The organism is Inquilinus ginsengisoli, from assembly GCF_031453975.1.
Classification (GTDB): Bacteria; Pseudomonadota; Alphaproteobacteria; order DSM-16000; family Inquilinaceae; genus Inquilinus; species Inquilinus ginsengisoli_A.
Window position 1 is genome coordinate 459940 of the sequence record NZ_JAVDPW010000003.1, and the last position, 19177, is coordinate 479116.

At 69.3% G+C, this 19177-nt stretch carries 17 protein-coding genes and 1 pseudogene; 13 read left to right on the top strand and 5 right to left on the bottom strand.

The features are described from left to right. Both E9232_RS09885 and E9232_RS09890 read right to left on the bottom strand, forming a co-directional pair. Positions 1 to 1923 carry a bifunctional 5-dehydro-2-deoxygluconokinase/5-dehydro-2-deoxyphosphogluconate aldolase gene (locus tag E9232_RS09885; protein ID WP_309793763.1) on the bottom strand — a complete coding sequence of 641 codons (1923 nt, stop codon included), beginning with the start codon at positions 1921 to 1923 and terminating at the stop codon, positions 1 to 3. Beyond that, positions 1916 to 2734 carry a 5-deoxy-glucuronate isomerase gene (locus E9232_RS09890; RefSeq protein WP_309793764.1) on the bottom strand — a complete coding sequence of 273 codons (819 nt, stop codon included), beginning with the start codon at positions 2732 to 2734 and terminating at the stop codon, positions 1916 to 1918. The genes E9232_RS09885 and E9232_RS09890 overlap by 8 nt, the downstream gene beginning before the upstream one ends. 136 nt (positions 2735 to 2870) lie before the next feature. Between E9232_RS09890 and iolG the strand changes: the two genes are divergently transcribed. The 3 genes from iolG (at position 2871) to E9232_RS09905 (ending at position 5609) form a co-directional block, all read left to right on the top strand. Further along, positions 2871 to 3857, top strand: coding sequence for an inositol 2-dehydrogenase (gene iolG, locus E9232_RS09895; RefSeq protein ID WP_309793765.1), 987 nt, complete (start codon positions 2871 to 2873; stop codon positions 3855 to 3857). Positions 3858 to 4220: 363 nt separating this feature from the next. Continuing rightward, the gene (locus tag E9232_RS09900; protein WP_309793766.1) at positions 4221 to 4853 is read left to right on the top strand and encodes a cold-shock protein; all 633 of its coding nucleotides are present in this window, start codon (positions 4221 to 4223) and stop codon (positions 4851 to 4853) included. Positions 4854 to 4997: 144 nt separating this feature from the next. After that, on the top strand, positions 4998 to 5609 hold the full coding sequence (locus E9232_RS09905) for a TetR family transcriptional regulator C-terminal domain-containing protein (RefSeq protein ID WP_309793767.1): 612 nt from the start codon (positions 4998 to 5000) through the stop codon (positions 5607 to 5609). A 233-nt stretch (positions 5610 to 5842) separates the two neighbouring features. On the opposite strand, the gene E9232_RS09910 is transcribed toward E9232_RS09905, so the two are convergent. Both E9232_RS09910 and choX read right to left on the bottom strand, forming a co-directional pair. Next, positions 5843 to 6892 carry an alcohol dehydrogenase catalytic domain-containing protein gene (locus E9232_RS09910; RefSeq protein ID WP_309793768.1) on the bottom strand — a complete coding sequence of 350 codons (1050 nt, stop codon included), beginning with the start codon at positions 6890 to 6892 and terminating at the stop codon, positions 5843 to 5845. After that, positions 6889 to 7813: pseudogene (gene choX, locus E9232_RS09915) on the bottom strand (choline ABC transporter substrate-binding protein). Before choX ends, E9232_RS09910 begins: the two are co-directional and overlap by 4 nt. Positions 7814 to 7974: 161 nt before the next feature. Here choX and betI point away from each other — a divergent pair. Then, on the top strand, positions 7975 to 8583 hold the full coding sequence (betI, locus tag E9232_RS09920; protein WP_309793769.1) for a transcriptional regulator BetI: 609 nt from the start codon (positions 7975 to 7977) through the stop codon (positions 8581 to 8583). Here the strand turns inward: betI and E9232_RS09925 are convergent. Next, positions 8580 to 9443 (bottom strand): LysR family transcriptional regulator, encoded by an 864-nt coding sequence (locus tag E9232_RS09925; protein ID WP_309793770.1) that lies wholly within the window; start codon positions 9441 to 9443, stop codon positions 8580 to 8582. The two genes, betI and E9232_RS09925, sit on opposite strands and share 4 nt — an antisense overlap. Before the next feature lie 104 nt (positions 9444 to 9547). On the opposite strand from E9232_RS09925, the gene E9232_RS09930 reads away from it, so the two are divergent. From E9232_RS09930 to E9232_RS09970, 9 genes are all read left to right on the top strand, one after another. Next, positions 9548 to 10582, top strand: coding sequence for an aldo/keto reductase (locus E9232_RS09930; protein ID WP_309793771.1), 1035 nt, complete (start codon positions 9548 to 9550; stop codon positions 10580 to 10582). A gap of 176 nt (positions 10583 to 10758) precedes the next feature. Further along, a complete protein-coding gene (locus tag E9232_RS09935) occupies positions 10759 to 11979 on the top strand; it encodes an aromatic ring-hydroxylating oxygenase subunit alpha (RefSeq protein ID WP_309793772.1) in 1221 nt (406 codons plus the stop codon). 116 nt (positions 11980 to 12095) lie between these two features. Next, positions 12096 to 13724 (top strand): phytoene desaturase family protein, encoded by a 1629-nt coding sequence (locus E9232_RS09940; protein ID WP_309793773.1) that lies wholly within the window; start codon positions 12096 to 12098, stop codon positions 13722 to 13724. Positions 13725 to 13758: 34 nt separating this feature from the next. Beyond that, positions 13759 to 14799 (top strand): succinylglutamate desuccinylase/aspartoacylase domain-containing protein, encoded by a 1041-nt coding sequence (locus tag E9232_RS09945; protein ID WP_309793774.1) that lies wholly within the window; start codon positions 13759 to 13761, stop codon positions 14797 to 14799. 44 nt (positions 14800 to 14843) lie between these two features. Beyond that, the gene (locus E9232_RS09950; protein ID WP_309793775.1) at positions 14844 to 15614 is read left to right on the top strand and encodes a transporter substrate-binding domain-containing protein; all 771 of its coding nucleotides are present in this window, start codon (positions 14844 to 14846) and stop codon (positions 15612 to 15614) included. Positions 15615 to 15623: 9 nt separating this feature from the next. Continuing rightward, positions 15624 to 16337, top strand: a complete 714-nt coding sequence (locus E9232_RS09955; protein WP_309793776.1) for an ABC transporter permease — start codon at positions 15624 to 15626, stop codon at positions 16335 to 16337. Between the two features lie 3 nt (positions 16338 to 16340). Beyond that, positions 16341 to 17087: an ABC transporter permease gene (locus E9232_RS09960; RefSeq protein WP_309793777.1), complete on the top strand. Its 747-nt coding sequence runs from the start codon at positions 16341 to 16343 to the stop codon at positions 17085 to 17087. Between the two features lie 124 nt (positions 17088 to 17211). After that, positions 17212 to 18045 carry a transporter substrate-binding domain-containing protein gene (locus E9232_RS09965; RefSeq protein WP_309793778.1) on the top strand — a complete coding sequence of 278 codons (834 nt, stop codon included), beginning with the start codon at positions 17212 to 17214 and terminating at the stop codon, positions 18043 to 18045. Positions 18046 to 18055: 10 nt separating this feature from the next. Beyond that, complete coding sequence (locus E9232_RS09970; protein ID WP_309793779.1) at positions 18056 to 19045, top strand: amino acid ABC transporter permease; 990 nt, start codon at positions 18056 to 18058, stop codon at positions 19043 to 19045. Positions 19046 to 19177: the final 132 nt, after the last annotated feature.

Sequence of the window (19177 nt, forward strand, 5' to 3'; positions counted from 1 at the left end):
TTAGGCCGCGGCTTGCGCTGCGGCGCGGGCATCCTGCCAGGCGGCGATCAGGCTGCCATAGCTGGCGGCCATCCGTCCCACCGCTTCGTCATCGTCGATGCGTCCGGCGAACCAGTCCTCGGCGGCGCGGCCGAAGATGGTGCGGCCGACCGCGAAGCCGCGGCACCAGGGCTGGCGCGCGGCCAGGGTGAAGGCGGCCATCAGCTCCTCCTCCGGCGCCTCCAGCCCCAGCAGCACCACGCCGCGGCAGTTCGGGTCGCGCCGGGCGATGACCTCCTGGATCGCGATCCAGGCGGTCTCCGACGGCGGCGGCAGCTTCCACCAGTCGGGGTGGATGCCGATGCTGTAGAGATGGTCCAGCGCCCGGGCCACGGTGTGGTCGTCGGCCGGCATGGTCCTGGGCGGGATGATCTCGAGCAGCAGCTCGTGCCGGGTGGCGCGGCTGGCGTCGAACAGGGCCAGCAGCTGGCGGTCCTGCTCCGCCCGCATCTCCGGCCCGTCGTCCGGGTGGTACTGCACCAGGCACTTCACCACGTGCTCCAGCGGCCATTCCCGCAGGGTGACGCCGACATCCGGCCCGCCCTCGAAGCGCAGCGGGCGCGATCCCGGCAGCTCGATCGGCCGGCCGATCCAGGTGCCGGTGCCGGCGGCGGCGAACAGCGCGTCGCTGCCCAGCCGGCCGTCGATCAGCACGCCGAAGCCGGGGGCGTCGCCATGGGCCTGCTTCGCCGCCTGCCAGGCCAGCAGCTTGAAGGCGCCGATCCGGTCGGGATCCACGCCGTTGCGCGCCGCCATCTCCTCCAACTGCGAGCGGTGGTCGAAGGCCATGGCGTGGACTTCGGGCCAGTCGCGGATCCGGGTCGTCGCCCAATGCACCTGGTTCAGCGCCGGGTCCTCGCGCAGCCGGTGATGGGCGCTGCCCTGCTCCAGGAACTGCGACAGCTCGGCCCAGCTCGGGTAGGACGGGGCGCAGCCATGGCGCGACACGGCGAAGGCGCCGCAGGCGTTGGCGTAGCGGCAGGCGGCCTCGATCGGCTCGTCGCGCAGCCAGCCGCGCAGGAAGCCGGCCATGAAGCCGTCGCCGGCGCCCAGCACGTTGTAGACCTCGACCGGGAAGCCGGGGCCCTTGACCCCCTGCTCGATGTCGTCGGGGATGGCGCCGGGGAACACGACGCAGCCCATCGGCCCGCGCTTGACCACGAGGGTGGCGGCGCTCAGCTCGCGGATCCGGCGCAGCGCCGCCAGCGTGTCGGTGGCGCCGCCGGCGATGTGGATCTCCTCCTCGGTGCCGACGATCAGGTCGCAATCCGGCAGAATGCCCTGGAGATGGGCGCTGACATCGGCGTTCTCGACGAAGCGCTCCTCGCCCAGCCCATGGCCGGTCAGGGCCCACAGGACGGGACGGTAGTCGATGTCCAACGCCACCTTGCGGCCATGGGCGCGGGCCAGCCGCATCGCCTTCCGGCTCATCGCCGCGACGCCGGGGGTGGAGAAGTGGGTGCCGGTGACGACCACGGCGCGGGCCGAGGCGATGAAGGCCTCGTCGATGTCGTCCTCGGACAGCGCCATGTCGGCGCAGTTCTCGCGGTAGAAGATCAGCGGGAAGGTGTGGCGGTCGCGGATGCCCAGGATCACCAGCGCGGTCAGCCGCTCGGGGTCGCTGATGATGTGGCTGGTCTCGACGCCTTCCGCCGCCAGCTGCTCGCGGATGAAGCGGCCCATATGCTCGTCGCCGACCCGGGTGAGGAGGGCGGAGCGCAGGCCGAGCCGGGCGGCGCCGACCGAGATGTTGGTCGGGCAGCCGCCGACGTATTTGGCGAAGGACGCCATGTCCTCCAGCCGGCCGCCGACCTGGTCGCCATAGAGGTCGACCGAGGACCGGCCGATGCAGATGACGTCGAGTGTGGGTGTGGGCTCAGCCATGACGCGACGCGCCTTCCGGGCGCCAGAATTCGGCGTCCTGGTCCATGGTCCAGCGATGCTCCTCGGTGAACTCCGGCACGGTGTAGGGGTTGCCGGCGAGGTGGCGGATCACCCAGGCGTAGTACATGCCGTAGCCGGGGGCCGCGCATTGTGCATGGTCGAAGCCGTCGAAGATCTTGATGGTGTCGTTGGCCCGCACCTTCAGCACCGTCTCGCCCAGCTCGGCATGGCCGTAGCCGCGCGGATCGGTGAAGCGGTAGTGGTAGATCTCCGGCTGCGGGTGGTGGTGCGGCGGGTAGCTCGACCAGCGGCCGGGGAAGGTCACGACCTCGCCCAGCACCAGCTCGGCGTTGGGGTCGCTGTTGCGCAGGTCGAAGATGGTGCGGACATAGCGGTAGCAGGCCTCGTCGACCTGACCCTTGCCGCGATGCTCGTTCGGCACATCCTCCGGCCCGAACACCCGGGACGGGAAGGGCTTGGTGTTCTTCGTCTCGTAGACCGTGAACTCGGCCTCGGTCTCGGCCTGCAGCCGGACCCGGGCGCCGGCGGCGACATGCACGGCGCTGGCCGATTCGTCGAACAGCGACCCGCGCTCGAACCGGGTCGACCGGTTGTCGACCGTGACCTCGGCGGCGCCGGACATCAGCAGCCAGGCGGTCTCGTTCGCAGCCTCGATCTCGCGGCTCTCGCCCGGCGCCAGCTTCAGGACCGAGACGGCGATGCCGGTGTCGTCCTCGGGCTCGTCGAAGCGGGTGATCGGCGTCAGCCCCGGGCCGAAGCCGCCGCGGTGGCCGGTCAGGTGGCGGGTCATGGCTGTCCTCCCCAGGGCGATTTCAGCCAAATAGAACAAATATTCCATTTGACTGCAACCTCAGAATTCTGATTTTTCTGTCGCCGGTCGTCGCTGCCGGGCCATGATCCCGGGCGCGTCGCTAGGGAGAAGAAGCATGCTCAAGATCTGCCAGTTCGGTGCCGGACGGATCGGGAAGATCCACGCCGACAACATCGCCCGGAACCCCCGCACCAAGCTGGTGGCGGTGGTGGATGTCCACCGCGCCGCGGCCGAAGAGCTGGCGGCCCAGCACGGCGCCGTGGTCGGCGACGGTCTGGCGGCGCTGGACGGCGTCGACGCCGTGGTCATCGCCAGTTCGACCGACACCCATGCCGACCTGATCGAGGCCACGGCCAAGGCCGGCAAGGCGATCTTCTGCGAGAAGCCGATCGACCTCGACAGCGCCCGGGTCCAGGGCTGCCTCGACATCGTGGCCCAGGCCGGCGTGCCGCTGGCGCTGGGCTTCAACCGCCGCTTCGACCCCAGCTTCGAGGCCGCGCAGGCCGGCATCGCCGAAGGCCGCATCGGCAAGGTCGAGCTGGTGTCGATCACCAGCCGCGACCCGTCGCCGCCGCCGGCCAGCTACATCAGGGTCTCCGGCGGCCTGTTCCGGGACATGATGATCCACGACCTCGACATGGCCCGCTGGCTGCTGGGCGAGGAGCCAGTCGAGCTCTACGCCACCGCCAGCAACCTGGTCGACCCGGCGATCGGCGCCGAGGGCGACGTCGACACCGCCGTCGTCACCCTGAAGACCGCGGGCGGCGCGATCGCGCAGATCTCCAACAGCCGCCGTGCCGCCTATGGCTATGACCAGCGGGTCGAGGCCTTCGGCGCCAAGGGCATGCTGCGGGTCGAGAACCGCACCCCGACCACGGTCGAATTCTCCGGGGCCGATGGGGTGGTGAGCGACAAGCCGCTGCATTTCTTCCTGGAACGCTACGCGGATGCCTATCGGCGTGAGCTCGACGACTTCATCGACGCGGTGCTGGACGGCCGGCCGCCGCGGGCGGGAGGGGAGGACGGCAGGCGCGCCCTGCTGCTCGCCGACGCGGCCTGGGAGTCGGTGAAAACCGGCGCTCCGGTGCGGCTTTCGCGCTGACTGTGGCTTAAGAAAGATTCTCTCGGAACCCTTGCGACAACTATGGTCAAGCCGCGCGGCGTCGAGTTATAGTCCAATCGGGTGTCTTCTGTAGGCTCGGCTGAGGGGTTAGGAGATGATCATCGCCCGCGGGTGGCTCTCCACGCGCGGGCAGGTCGTTTCCACGTAACGAATGGTCCTATCGACAAAAACGTTCAGACCGTCCAGGACCGGCGCGTTGCCGGTCGCGAGCGGGCAGATCTTGGTTTCCGCTCGCGGAAGCCGCACCCTTGGTCATGGTGCAGCACTTTCTCTTGGAGTTTCAGGTCAATGATGAACCGACGTCATCCGCCGCGCGTCGGAGGCGGTGAGTATCGCCGTGACGTGACGGCAGTGGTCAAGTGGTTCAATGCGACGAAGGGTTTCGGCTTCGTCCAGGTGACGGACGGTTCGCCGGACGCGTTCCTGCACGCTTCGGTCGTGGAGCAGTCCGGCCATCGCGAGATGTATGAGGGCACGAAGATCGTCTGCGACATCGCGGAAGGTCAGAAGGGCCCGCAGGTCGCGGTGATCCATCGTGTCGAGGAACTCGGCACTCCGCCCGCCGCGGGCGCGGGTGGCGGCTTCCGGCCCAATCGCTTCGGCGACCGGCCCGAGCGCGGCGGCTTCGGCGGCGGTGGCGGCTTCGGTGGTGACCGGGGCGGCTTCGGCGCTGGCGGCGGCGGCCGTGATTTCGGCGGTGGTGGTCGCGACTTCGGCGGCGGTGGTGGCGGCTTCGGCGGCGACCGTGGCGGCTTCAGCGGCCCGGCCACCGAGGTCGAGGGCACTGTGAAGTTCTTCAACGCCGAGAAGGGCTTCGGCTTCGTGACGCCGGACGATGGCGGCAAGGACGTCTATGTCGCTTCGCGCGCGCTGCAGAAGGCCGGCCTGCCGAGCCTGAACAGCGAGCAGCGGGTTCGCCTGACGGTCCGCATGGGCCAGAAGGGCCCGATGGCCGAAGCGGTCCAGCTGCTGTGATGCCAGGGACGGCCCGGGGGAGACTCCGGGCCGTCGCTTCCTGTGGCCGAGCCTCGCTCCGCCTCCTCTGATCGCGTGCCCCCAGATCGTCTCGCTGGCGACAAAACAGGGCCCCGCGCGAAATTCACGCGCGAATTGCCGGCGGTGCGACGCCGGGCGCTGATCGAAGCCACGGCCCGGTGCCTGGCCGAACGCGGCCATGCCGCCACCTCGGTGCGCGAGGTGTGCGCCCGCGCCGGCGTGTCCCCTGGCTTGGTCCGCCACTATTTCGGCGGCATCGACACCCTGATCGCCGAGACCTACCGCTTCATCGGCAGCCATGTCGCCGAAGCCCTGGCGGTCGCGCTGCAGGACCCTGCCGCGACGGCTGAAGCGCGGCTGCGCGCCTTCATCGACGCCAGCTTCCGGCCGCCGGTGCTGGACCCCGAGCTGCTGTCGATCTGGCTGTCCTTCTGGGCGCTGGTGCGCCGCGACGAGGCGATCCGGCAGGTCCATCGCGACGTCTACGCCGCCTATCGCAAGACCCTGGAACAGCTGATCGCCGCCGCCGCCGAAGACCGGGCGCGCGGGGTGAACGCGGCCCTGGCGTCGCTGGCCTTCACCGCCATGCTCGACGGGCTGTGGCTCGAACTCTGCCTCGACCCCACCGTGTTCGCGCCGGATGATGCCGTGCGCATCGCCAATGGCTGGGTCGACGGCCTGCTGTCCGGCAACGCGATGGGGCTCTCCCGGGACGAGCCGGCGCCGCGCCGCTGACCGGCAATCAGCCACTGCTGTCCGGTTGAGGCGAAAACACAGACGACAGTGGAATTTCAGCGCAACGCCACATCCCTCTTTTGTCATGCCACGGCTTGACCGTGGCATCCAGGGGCGGCCAGAGCGGCTCTTGGTGGCCCCTGTATTGCCCGGTCAAGCCGGGCAATGACAATGAAAGTTGAGCTCTATGCCTGCATCTGCAACGCAGAAAGCTCAACCGGACACCCGCGGGGTCAGGCGCGGCCGGCTTTGCCGAAATCGATCACCAGCCGGCCGTTGACCCGGCCTTCGCGCAGGTCGCGCAGCCCGTCATTGATCTCCGCCAGCCCGATGCTGCGGGTCATGCTGCGCAGCGGCGCCTCGGCATGCAGCCGGATCAGCTCCTCCATCTCCAGCCGGGTGCCGACGCTGGTGCCGGTGAGGACGACCCCGGTCGCCGTGAGCCAGGCCTGGCTGACCGGCACCGGTTTCTCCACCAGGGCGGCCGCGACGATGGTGCCGCGCGGCCGGATGCCGCCGATCATGGCCCCCCAGGTCGCGTCGGTCGGCGCGAAGTTGATGCAGGCATGCATGCCGCCGAGCTGCTGCAGGCGCGCCGCCGCGGCCTCGTCGGCGATCACGGTGTGGTGGGCCCCCAGCGCCCGGGCGCGCTCCAGCTTCGCCGGGGACACATCCAGCGCGACCACCGTCGCGCCGGTCCGGGCGGCCAGCTGGACGGCGTAGAGGCCGAGGCCGCCGCAGCCGAACACGGCGCAGCGCGACCCCGGCCGCAGCGCCGCCCGTCGGATCGCGCCATAGGCGGTCACCCCGGCGCACATCAGGGGGGCGGTGGCGACCGGGTCGGCCCCGGCCGGCAGTCGCACCGCATAGCCGGCGTCGACGGCGACGTATTCGGCGAAGGCGCCGTCGACGTCGCAGCCATGGGCCCGCTGGGCCTGGCAGAAGGATTCCGCGCCCTCGCGGCATTCGTCGCACCGGCCGCAGGTGTCGTGCAGCCAGGGCACGCCGACCCGGTCGCCCCGGCGCCAGCCCGGCACGCCTGCGCCGATCTCGACGACCTCGCCGACGCCCTCATGCCCCAGGATCAGCGGCTTGCCGGAGGCGGCGCCGCTGCCCCAGATATGAAGGTCGGTGTGGCACACGCCGCAAGCCCGCAGCCGCACAAGCAACTGTCCGGGGCGGGGCCTCGGGACCGGCACGCGGCGCACGGCCAGGGGTTCGCCGGGCGCGTCCAGCACCGCCGCGAGCATCGTCGCCGGCCGATCGAAGGCGATATCCGTCACTTCGCCAAAGCCGCCTGGACGACCGCCAGGGCCGGCCGGCCGTCCCGGGTCGTGACGCCATCGAGCCAGGCGGCCAGCTTCTCCGGATGCGCCTTGATCAGGGCCGCGGCGGCGGTCGGGGCGTCCTGGCCGTCGTCCAGCATCAGCTTCATCCCGGCGTTCTCCGCGTCGATGTCGAAGGCGAGGTTGGCGAAGAAGCGAGCCAGGTTGGGGCAGGCGGCGGCATAGCCCGGCCGGGCTATGGTCCGCACCGTCGAGCCGCCGAAATCCGGCCCGTACTCCGCGTCGCCGCCGGTGAGGTACGCGATCTTGAAGTTCAGGTTCATCGGGTGCGGCTGCCAGCCGAGGAAGACGATCCACTGGTCGCGGGCGATCGCCCGCTGCAGCTGGGCCAGCATGCCCTGCTCGCTGGATTCGACGATCTCCCAGCCCTTCAGCCCGTGTCGGCCGGCCGCCACCATGTCGAGCAGCGGCTGATTGCTACCGGGTTCGATGCCGTAGATCTTGCGGTCGAATTTGTCGGCGAAGCGGGCGAGGTCGTCGAAGCCGCGCACCCCCCGCCTCCGCCAGGGCGGCCGGGACGGCGAGGGTGAACTTCGCGCCGGTCAGGTTGGTGCCCAGCACCTCGACCCAGCCCTCGTCGTAATACTGCTTGAACTCGATGTCCTGGGCCGGCCGCCAATTGCCGAGGAAGACGTCGACCTGGCCGTTCTTCAGGCTCTCATAGGTGATGTTGAGGCCCAGCAGCGTGTTGGTCATCTCGTAGCCCATGGCCTTGAGCACGATGGCGGCGGTGTTGGTGGTCAGGGCGATGTCGGTCCAGCCCATGTCGGCGCTGCGGACCCGGGCGCAGGACGAATCCTCCGCGGATGCGGTCGACCAGGCCATGCAGGCCAGGGCCGCGATGACAAATCCTCTCATGACAGCCTCCCGATGAATCGGTTGCGGGGCTGGCCGTCTGCGCGGCCGTTTCGACCCCGGCCTAGCCAAGCACAGCGGGATTTTTTGTCAATTCAGTTTTTTGTACGTTCATATAAAAAACTGAACGCTAATATAGCTGGCGACGAGGGCCGGGGAGAGCCATGCGAAAGCCGATCGAGGAAATCCGCCGTCGCGAGCTGATCGAGGGCGCCTACCGCGCCTTCCTGCAGCACGGCATCGGCGGCCTGACCACCGCCCGCATCTGCCAGGAGGCCGGGATGTCGCCGGGCATCCTGGCCTATTACTTCAAGAGCAAGGACGAGGTGCTGTTCTGGATGGTCCGCTACGCCAACCGCGTGGTGATGGACGCGGTGGTGCGGAACATGAAGGCGGCGGGCAATCGCTGGGACCGGCTGATGGCGATCGTCCACGGCAACTTCCCGGCCGATGTGTTCGACCGCAACACCGCCCGCGCCTGGCTGTCCTTCTCTTCCGTCGCCGGCCAGGACCCGCAGCTCGAACGCCTGCAGCGGCTGTTCCATCGCCGCATGGTGTCCAACCTGGGCAGCTGCGTCGAAGGCCTGCTGCAGGGGGCCGAGCTGACCCGGTTCGTGCTCGGGGTCGGCGTGCTGATCGACGGCGCCTGGCTGCGGAAGGCCGGGCCGGGAATCGAGCTGGAGGCGGAGGAGGCGATCGGCATGGTCGAGCGGCACATCCGCAGCGTGCTCGGCGACGCGCGGGTCACGGCCCTGCAGGAGATGGCATCCTAGCCGGCGGGATCGCCGCCCCGCAGCAGCGCCCGGTTCTCCCGCATCAGGCGGACGATGCGCTCGATCACGGCGCGGACCGCGGGGTGGCGGCGCTCGTCATTGTGCAGCACCAGCCATTGCTGGTGGCGCAGCTCCTCGACCTGCTGCAGCCGCTCCAGCTCCGGCTCGCTGTCGCCGGCGAAGCAGGGCAGCACCGCCCGGCCCACGCCGCGGCGCAGCAGGTCCAGGATCAGCCGCGGATCGTTGCCGCGCATCACCGTGGCGGCGGCGTGCCGCTCCGCCACCCAGCGGGCCGAGGGGGTGACGGCGCCGTCGCCGGTCACGCCGATCCAGCGGTCGCCCAGCGCGGCGGCGCGCCGGCCATAGACGGCGAAGGCGACGTCGCCGGTCCGCCGCCCCGCCAGCCAGGGTTCCTCCGGCTGGCGGTTGCGGATGCCGATGTCGGCCTGCCCGCGGGCGATGTCGAGCCGGGCGTTGGCCGCGACGAAGTCGATCGACCAGGGCTCGTCGGGCGACCATAGGGCATCGATGTGGCGGGCGAGGAACCAGGAGGTCCAGGTGCCGGCCGAGATCCGCACCGTGCGGCGTGGCGACAGGCCGTCGCGCCAGCGCTCGATGCCGGTCGCCGCCGCCTCCATCTCCTCCGCCTGGGCCAGGAACTGGCGCCCCTCCTCGGTCAGGCGGTAGCCCAGGCGCTCGCGGATGAACAGGCGCTGGCCCAGGCCCTGCTCCAGCGCCGTCATGCGGCGCCCCAACGTCGCCGGGCTCGGCCCCGCCTGGCGGGCCGCGCCGCTGAGCCCCTCGCCGCGGGCGACGGCCAGGAACAGGCGGATGTCTTCCCAGTCGAGCGCGCTTTTCATTCTTGCAACGATCATTGCAGAGCTGCGGGTTTCTCGGCTGGATCATAGCCGATAGCCTCCGTTATCACGATCTCTGAACCTTTCGTCCGTGAAAAGGAATTGCCATGACCCATCAGCCCAAGCCGCATCCGGCCGCCATGATCCGTCTGTGGGATGGGCGCGAGATCCCGCGTCTCGGCCTGGGTTGCTGGGCGATCGGCGGCCCGTTCTTTGCCGGCGACACGCCATTGGGCTACGGCACCGTCGACGATGCGGAATCGACCGCGGCGATCCACTGCGCCCTCGAACTCGGCATTCGCTTCTTCGACACCGCCGACGTCTATGGCGCCGGCCATTCCGAGGCAGTGCTGGGGCAGGCCATTGCCGGCCGCGACGACGTCGTGGTCGCGACCAAGCTGGGCAACCGCTTCGACCCGGCGACGAAGCAGATGACCGGCAGCATCGACGACGGCGACCTGGCGCGCGAGACCCGCAGCGCCGTGGATGCATCGCGCCGTCGGCTGCGCCGCGACCGCCTCGACCTGGTGCAGCTTCACCTCAACGAACAGGCGATCGAGCGGGCGGGCGAGGTGTTCGATACGCTGGACGAGCTGCGCGCCGCCGGCACCATCGGCGCCTATGGCTGGAGCACGGATTTCCCGGACCGGGCAGCTGCCCATGCCGGGCGGGACGGCTTCGTCGCGGTCCAGCACGGTATGAACCTGTTCTTCGATGCCGCGCGGATGCTGCCGGTGATCGTGGCCAATGGCCTGCTGTCGATCAACCGCTCGCCGCTCGCCATGGGGCTGCTGACCGGCAAGTTCGTGGCCGGCCAGGCGCTGCCTGAGAATGACGTGCGGGCCAACACCTTCGAATGGATGGACTATTTCAAGGACGGCCGCGTGGTGCCGGACTTCGCCGACCGGCTGGCCCGGATCCGCCATCTCCTGACCGCCGACGGCCGCACCCTGGCCCAGGGGGCGATCGCCTGGCTGTGGGCGAAGTCGCCCCGCACCCTGCCGATCCCCGGCTTCCGGTCGGCGGCGCAGGTGCGGGAGAATGCCGGCGCGCTGGAGAAGGGGCCGCTGCCGGAGGAGGTGATGGCGGAGATCGAGCGGCTGATCGACCGCCGGCCCGAGGGCGCGGCCCGGTCGCGCTGAGGGCAGCCACTCAATCCTTGGTGCCGACGTCCCAGCCGGCATGAAACAGCTGTAAGCCTCGGCCGGCAGGCCCGATCGGCCGCCGCGCGATTTTTGCACGGGGATGATTGACCGCCTCCCGCACCTATTATACGGTCGTATAACAAGGCGGCCGGCAAGGCCGAGGGAGGCCAGCGATGATCGAAGCGATGCCGCGGCGCGGGGATGCGCCGACCCAGGATATTCCGCAGCCGGATGACGATGTCAGCCTGCCGGCCTGGATCTATCGCGACCCCGAATTCTACGCGGTCGAGCAGGAGGCGATCTTCCGCTCGTCCTGGCAGATCGTCTGCCATCTCAACGACATCCCACTGGCCGGCGACTTCCACACCTTCGAGTTCCTCGGCGAGACCATCATGGTGGTCCGTGGGCGGGACGGGCAGGTGCGGGCCTTCCACAATGTCTGCCGCCACCGCGCCGCGCGCCTGCTGGACGGGCCGAAGGGCAATTGCGGCAGCCGCATCGTCTGCCCCTACCACGCCTGGACCTATGAGCATGACGGCCGTCTGATCGGCATGCCGCAGCGCGGCAGCTACGGCGATTTCGACTTCGGCAGCCACGGGCTGGTCCCGGTCGACCACGAGGTCTTCGCCGGCTTCGTCTTCATCCGCCTCGCCCCGGGCACGCCCAGCGTCGCCGAGATGATGGGCCCCTATGGCGAGGAACTGGCGGCGTACCGGATCGAGGACATGGTACCGCTGGGCCGGGTCACGATGCGGCCGCGCTCGGTGAACTGGAAGAACGTCGCCGACAACTATTCCGACGGGCTGCACATCACCGTCGCCCATCCCGGCCTGACCCGGCTGTTCGGCCGCGGCTATGGGGTCGAGGCCCGGCCCTGGGTCGACAAGATGTGGGGCCAGCTGCAGGACCGGCCGTCGGCCGTGCTGTCGGAGCGGGCCTATCAGCACTTCCTGCCGGAGGTGCCGCATCTGCCGCCGGAGCGGCAGCGGCTGTGGACCTACTTCAAGCTCTGGCCCAACGTCGCGATCGACATCTATCCCGACCAGATCGACTTCATGCAGTTCATCCCGGTCTCGCCGACCGAGACGATGATCCGCGAGATCGCCTATGTCCATCCGGACCACCGGCCCGAGATGAAGGCCGCGCGCTACCTCAACTGGCGGATCAACCGCTCGGTCAGCCTCGAGGACAAGACGCTGATCGACCGGGTCCAGGCCGGCATGGGGTCGTCCAGCTACACCGTCGGCCCGCTCGGCACCACCGAGGTCTGCCTGCGCAGCTTCGCCCGGGCGATGCGCCGGCTGATCCCGGAAAGCCGGCTGCACCGGCCGCCGCCGCCGGGCTGGAGCCTGCGCCGCACCCCGTCCGAGGCGCCCGCCTTCGCGGCGGAGTGACCCAAGGACCCTTCGCCGTCATCCCCGCGAAAGCGGGGATCTCGACGGGTAAGGTCACGAAGAGATCCCCGCTTTCGCGGGGATGACGATACGAAAGAACGGTGCGGCGGGACTACATGGCGAACACACAGGTTTTCGACGTCGCGATCATCGGCGGGGGCCACAACGGGCTGGTCTGCGCCGCCTATCTCGCCGCCGCCGGGCTGAAGGTGACGGTGCTGGAGCGCCGCAAGGTGGTCGGCGGCGCCGCGGTGACCGAGGAGTTCCATCCCGGCTTCCGCAACTCCGTCGCCGCCTACACGGTCAGCCTGCTGAACCCGAAGGTGATCCGCGACCTCGACCTGCCCGGCCATGGCCTCAAGGTGGTCGAACGGCGCCTGGCCAATTTCCTGCCGGTGGATGAGAGCCGCTACCTGCTGTCCGGCCCGGGCCGGACCAAGGCCGAGATCGCCCGGTTCTCGGCCCGCGATGCCGAGCGCTACGACGCCTATGGCGACCGCCTCGACGTCATCGCCGACGTGCTGCGCGACATCGTGCTGCGCACCCCGCCCAACGTCGCCTCCGGCGGCTGGTCCGGCGCGCTGCCGGAGCTGATCAAGGCCGGCTCGCTCGGCAACCGGCTGCGCAAGCTCGACATGGTGATGCGGCGCGACCTGCTCGACCTCTTCACCAAATCGGCGACCGACATCCTGGAAGGCTGGTTCGAGACGCCGGTGGTGCAGGCGCTGTTCGGCTTCGACAGCATCGTCGGCAACTACGCCAGCCCCAGCCATGCCGGCACCGGCTATGTCCTGCTGCATCATGTGTTCGGCGAGGTGAACGGCAAGAAGGGCGTGTGGGGCCATGCCATCGGCGGCATGGGCGCGATCACCCAGGCGATGGCCAAGTCGGCGGCGTCGCGTGGCGCGGTGATCCGCACCGATGCCGGGGTGCGCGAGGTGATCGTCGAAGGCGGCCGCGCCGTCGGCGTGGTGACCGAGGCCGGCGACATCGTCCGCGCCGGCTGCATCGTCTCCAACCTCAACCCCAAGCTGCTCTACGGCAGGCTGGTCGACCCGGCGGCGCTGCCGCAGGATTTCCGCGAACGGATGGAGCGCTTCAAATGCGGCTCCGCCACCTTCCGCATGAACGTCGCGCTGTCGGAGCTGCCGGACTTCACCTGCCTGCCGGGCAAGACCCTGGCCGACCACCACACCAGCGGCATCATCTTCGGGCCCAGCCTGGACTACATGGACAAGGCCTATCTCGACGCCAAGGCCGGCGGCTGGTCGAAGACGCCGATCGTCGAGATGCTGATCCCGTCGACGCTGGACGACACGCTGGCGCCGCCGGGCCAGCACGTCGCCAGCCTGTTCTGCCAGCATTTCGACCCGAAGCTGCCGGACGGCGCCAGCTGGGACGACCATCGCGAGACCGCGGCCGACCTGGTCATCGACACGGTCAATGCCTGGGCGCCGAACTTCAAGGCCTCGGTGCTGGGCCGGCAGATCAACAGCCCGCTCGATCTCGAACGCACCTTCGGGCTGATCGGCGGCGACATCTTCCATGGCGCGCTGTCGCTGGACCAGATGTTCTCGGCCCGGCCGGTGCTGGGGCATGGCGACTACCGCGCGCCGGTGCCAGGGCTCTACATGTGCGGATCGGGAACCCATCCCGGCGGCGGCGTCACCGGGGCGCCGGGCCACAATGCCGCACGGGAAATCCTGGCCGATTTCAAGCGACGTCGGCTGAAGCGCGCGGCATGATGCCGGCAAAGCAGGGAACGGGAGCAGGCAGGCAATGGACCGATCCTGGGAACTGATTCCCGGCGACATGCCGGGCGCGGAATGGCGGATTCCGGTGCTGCGCTTCAAGGGCAATGCCGACGGACCGCCGGCCTATCTGCAGGCGGCGCTGCACGCCGACGAACTGCCGGGCGTGATCACCATCGACGCCCTGTGCGCCCGGCTGCGCCGGGCCGAGGCGGCGGGCGACATCAAGGGCGACATCACCATCGTGCCCTGGGCCAACCCGATCGGGCTGCAGCAGCAGCTGCACGGCGCCTGGCAGGGGCGCTACGACCTCGACACCCGGGTCAATTTCAACCGCGACTTCCCGCTGATCGACCGCCCCGACCCGGCGCTGCTGGCGGGACCCGACGCGGTGATGTCGGCCGGCGCCCGGCTGAAGATCAAGCTGCTGACCCTGGCCCTGCCGTCGGAGATCATCCTCGACCTGCATTGCGACGAGGTCTCGCTGCTGTATCTCTACATCCCGTCGGCGTTGTGGCCGGGGATGCAGGACCTGGCCGACGCGATGGACCCGGGTGCTGTGCTGGCCTGGGGCGGCGAAGCCGGCAGCGCCTTCGACGAGGCCTGCCTCACGCCCTGGCTGCGCAGCGGGGCCGACCTTTCCGGCAAGGTGGTGTCGACGGTCGAATTGCGCGGCCGGGCCGACATCGATGCCGAGCTGGCCGAGCGGGACGCCGAGGGGCTGTTCCGCTTCCTGGCCGGGCGCGGCGTCATCGCCGGCGACCCGCCGCAGCGGCGCTGGTCCGGTCCGGTGGCCGAGCTCGATCACATCGAGATGATCCGTGCCCCGGTCGGCGGCGCGGTCTGCTTCGTCCGCGTTCCGGGCGACCATGTCGAGGCCGGGGACCTGCTCGCCACCATCCTGGTGCGGCCGGGCGAGGAGGGCGGGGCGGTGCCCGTGCGCGCCCCCCAGGCCGGGCTGGTGATGAGCCGCCGCGACCACGGCCGGGCCAAGCCGGGCGAGGACATGATGAAGCTGGTTTGCGGTTCGCGCAGTGCGACCGCGCGGCCGGGACCCCTCGAAGCCTGAGGGGCCGGTCTTCGTCCAATCAAGAAACAGGGAGCGCTGATCGAATGAACCGTCTGACCCTCTCCGCCTGCCTGGTGATGGCCGCGGCCGTCTTTGCCGGCCCGGCCATGGCGCAGGATGTGGTGCGCATCGGCACCACGCCGGAATCCTACCCGCCCTACAGCTGGGTCGACGCCCAGGGCAAGCTGAACGGCTTCGAGATCGAGCTTGGCGACGCGCTGTGCGTCGAGATGAAGGTCAAGTGCGAATGGGTGATCCAGAGCTGGGACGGCATCATCCCGGCGCTGCAGGAAAAGAAGTTCGACGCCATCATCGCCTCGATGTCGGTCACCGCCGAGCGCAAGCAGGTCGTCGACTTCAGCGACAAATACTATAACTCCCCGGCCGAGTTCATCGGCCCCAAGAGCGAGAAAGTCGACATCTCGCCGGAAGGCCTGAAGGGCAAGACGGTCGGCGTCCAGATCTCGACCGTTCATGCCGCCTACATCGAGGCGAAGTACAAGGACATCGTCACGATCAAGACCTACGACACGCAGGAGAACGCCAATCTCGACCTGATCGCGGGCCGGGTCGACCTGCTGCTGGCCGATGGGGTGGCGCTGGATTCCTTCCTGAAGTCGGCCGATGGCGCGGATTTCGACGTCAAGGGCAAGCCCTTCATCGATCCGATCATGGGCGACGGCGTCGGCGTCGCCGTCCGCAAGGAGGACACGGCCCTGCGCGACAAGTTCTCCGCCGCGATCAAGGCGATCCGCGCCAACGGCGTCTACAAGAAGATCAACGACAAGTACTTCAGCTTCGACATCTACGGCTGAGGCCGGGGGATGGAGGATCTCGCCGCCCTGCTGGGCTTCGGGGAGAAGGGGTGGGGCGGCCAGCTGCTGGCCGGGACGGTGGTCACGGTCGAGATCGCCGTCGCCTCCTATGTCGTCGGGCTGCTGCTCGGCCTGCTCGGGGCCTGGGCCAAGCTGGCCGGGCCCCGGCCGGTCCGGGCGCTCGGCAACGCCTACACCACCATCGTCCGCGGCGTGCCCGACATCCTGATCATCCTGTTCGTCTACTATGGCGGCACCTCGGGCCTGCGGGCGCTGATCGGCCTGGTGGTGCCGGGGGTCGAGGTCGAGATCGACGCCTTCGTCGCGGCGGTCGCCTCGCTCGGCTTCGTCGCCGGCGCCTATGCCACCGAACTGTTCCGCGGCAGCATCCTGGCGGTGCCGCCGGGCCAGATCGAGGCGGCGAAGTCGCTGGCCCTGCGGCCCGCGGTGATGTTCTTCAAGGTGGTGCTGCCCCAGGCCATCCGCTTCGCCCTGCCGGCGCTGGGCAACCTGTGGGTGGTGGTGCTGAAGGACAGCGCCCTGATCAGCGTGGTCGGGATGCGCGACCTGCTGGGCATCGCCGCGACCGCGGCGGCGACCACCCGCCAGCCCTTCACCTTCTATGCCGTGGTGGCCCTGATCTTCCTGGCGCTGACCATCGTCTCGGTCGGGCTGTTTCAGCTCGCCGAACGGGTCTACGGCCGCGGCTACCGGCGGTCCTGAGCCATGGATTTCGATTTCATCCAGCGCATCCTGGGCAACCTCTTCAACGGCGTGCTGGTGACAATCTTCCTGGTCGTCACCACGATGATCTGTGGCAACGCCCTGGCGGTGCCGGTGGCGCTGGCCCGGGTGTCGCGGCACTGGTGGCTGAAGGCGCCGGCCTTCCTCTACATCCTGTTCATGCGCGGCACGCCGCTGATCGTGCAGATGTACATGATCTATTACGGCCTGGCGCAGTTCCCGGGGGTGCGCCACAGCGTCCTGTGGCCGATCCTGCGCGATCCCGTCTGGTGCGCCTTCATCTCGCTCAGCATCAACACCGCGGCCTATTCCGGCGAAGTGCTGCGCGGCGCCATCCAGGCGGTGCCGCGCGGCGAGGTCGAGGCCGCGCGCTCGGTCGGCATGCGGCAGGGCCTGATGATGCGCCGCATCGTGCTGCCGATCGCGCTGCGCCAGAGCCTGCCGATCTTCGCCAACGAGACGGTGCTGCTGCTCAAGGCCAGCGCCATCGTCTTCACCATCACGGTGCGCGACCTGATGGGCGAGGCCAACATTGTCCGCGCCCAGACCTTCCGCACCTACGAGCCGCTGCTGACCGCGGCCCTGATGTATCTGGTGCTGACCTGGATCATCGCCCGCGGCTTCGGCTGGCTCGAATCCCGGCTGGGGGCGCATCGTCGGGCGGCGGTGTCGGCGGTGCCCGGCCGCGGCCCTGCGGCTGCGACCACGGTGCCGCTCGACGCCCGCTGATCCGGGCCGCCTGGCCGGGGCGCGTTCCCGATTGTCGGGCGTGGCTGCGCGGGACTAGGCTTCGCGGAGACGGGAGCGCCCGGGAAGAGGCGTCGTCGAAGCCGCATCAGGGAGATAGAGTGACATGCGTCTGCGCAGCATCGTTCTGGCCGCCGCCGCCATCGGCCTCCTGTCCTCTGGCCCCGCCTTCGCCGGCGCCGTGCTCGACCGGATCACGCAGGCCAAGAAGCTGGTGATGTCGACGGATCCGGAATACCCGCCGCAATCCTCGCTGAACGCCAGCAACCAGTTCGAGGGCTTCGACATCGATGTCGGCACCGAGATCGCCAAGCGCCTCGGCGTCTCGATCGAATTCGTCACCCCGGGCTGGGAGACCATCGTCTCCGGCAAATGGGCAGGGCGCTGGGACGTCTCGGTCGGGTCGATGACCCCGACCAAGCCGCGGGCCGAGGTGCTGGACTTCCCGGCGATCTACTACTACACGCCGGCCGCCCTGGCGGTGAACACGGCCAACACCACGATCAAGACCCCGGCCGACGCCTCGGGCAAGCGCATCGGCGTCGGCGCGGCCACCACCTATGAGAACTACCTGCATGGCGACCTGGCGATCGAGGCCGAGGGTGCCCCGCCATTCGAGTTCGTGATCAAGGACGCCAAGATCCAGTCCTACGACACCGACGTCCCGGCGCTGGACGACCTCAAGCTGGGCGATGGCACCCGGCTCGACGCGGCGATGACGGCGCTGCCGACGATCCAGGCCGCGATCAAGAACGGCTATCCCCTCAGGGTGGTCGGTGCGCCGCTGTACTACGAGCCGCTGGCGGTCGCGATCGAGAAGGGCGACCCGGAGCTGAAGGCCAAGCTCGCCGAGATCGTCAAGGCGATGCAGGATGACGGCACCCTGACCAGCCTCTCGATGAAATGGTACGGGGTGGACCTGACCAAGCCGGCGTCCTGACCGCAGGCGGATGATCCGCCTCTTCGAGGCCCTGGCGCGGCCGCTGGTGCTGCGTGCCTTGCTGTTCCTCGTCGCCGCCGGGCTGCTGGCGGGCTTCGACTATGGCGGCGTCGTCGCCCGGCTGGCCGAGATCGTGCCGGCGTTGGCCTCGCCTACGGGGCAGGGGGTGGGGCCCTGGCTCGTCATCGCCGGGCTCGCCGCCCTGGTGGTGGTGAATTTCTGGCTGCTGTCCCACCTGCCGTTCCGCCTCCAGGCGGTGATCGTCTGGATCGAGCTGATCGGCCTGTTCCTGGCCTTCTGCTGGAGCTTCCGGCTCAGCTACGGCTTCATGCTCCAGCGGGCGCCGATCCTGCTCGGGCTGCAGCTGCATGACGGCTTCATCCAGGGCGCGGCGCTGACCCTGTTCATCTGCCTGGTCTCGATCACGCTCTCGACCGTGATCGCCCTGGCGGTGGCGCTGGCGCGGCTGTCCGACAGCGGCCCCGCCTACGGCCTCGCCACCTTCTACACCTCGTTCTTCCGCGGCACGCCGCTGCTGCTTCAGACCATGCTGATCTATCTCGGCCTGCCGCAGCTCGGCCTGGTCATCGACGCCATCCCGGCCGGTATCATCGCCCTGTCGCTGTGCTACGGCGCCTACATGGCCGAGATCTTCCGCGCCGGCATCCTGTCGGTGCCGCGCGGGCAGTCGGAAGCGGCGCGGTCCCTCGGCCTGAAGCCGGGGGAGGTGACCTGGCTGGTGGTGCTGCCGCAGGCGATGCGGCTGATCATCCCGCCGACCGGCAACCAGTTCATCGCCATGCTGAAGGATTCGTCGCTGGTCTCGGTGATGGGGGTCTGGGAGATCATGTTCCTGGCCCGGACCCATGGCCGCGCCGAGTTCAAATACATGGAGATGCTGATCGTCGCGGCGCTGATCTACTGGGCGATGTCCGCGGTGTTCGAGCTGGTGCAGGCCCGGATCGAGAAGCGCTTCGGCAAGGGCGTATCGGTCCGCTGAGTCGGACTCTGGGCTTTCCTCAGATATATCCAATTGGTTACATCCAACTGCCGGACCAAGCGGCGCCTGGGGTGTCATTCAGCATTTGACATCGCGGCGGGGCGATCAATAATAAGTAACCAAACGGTTATA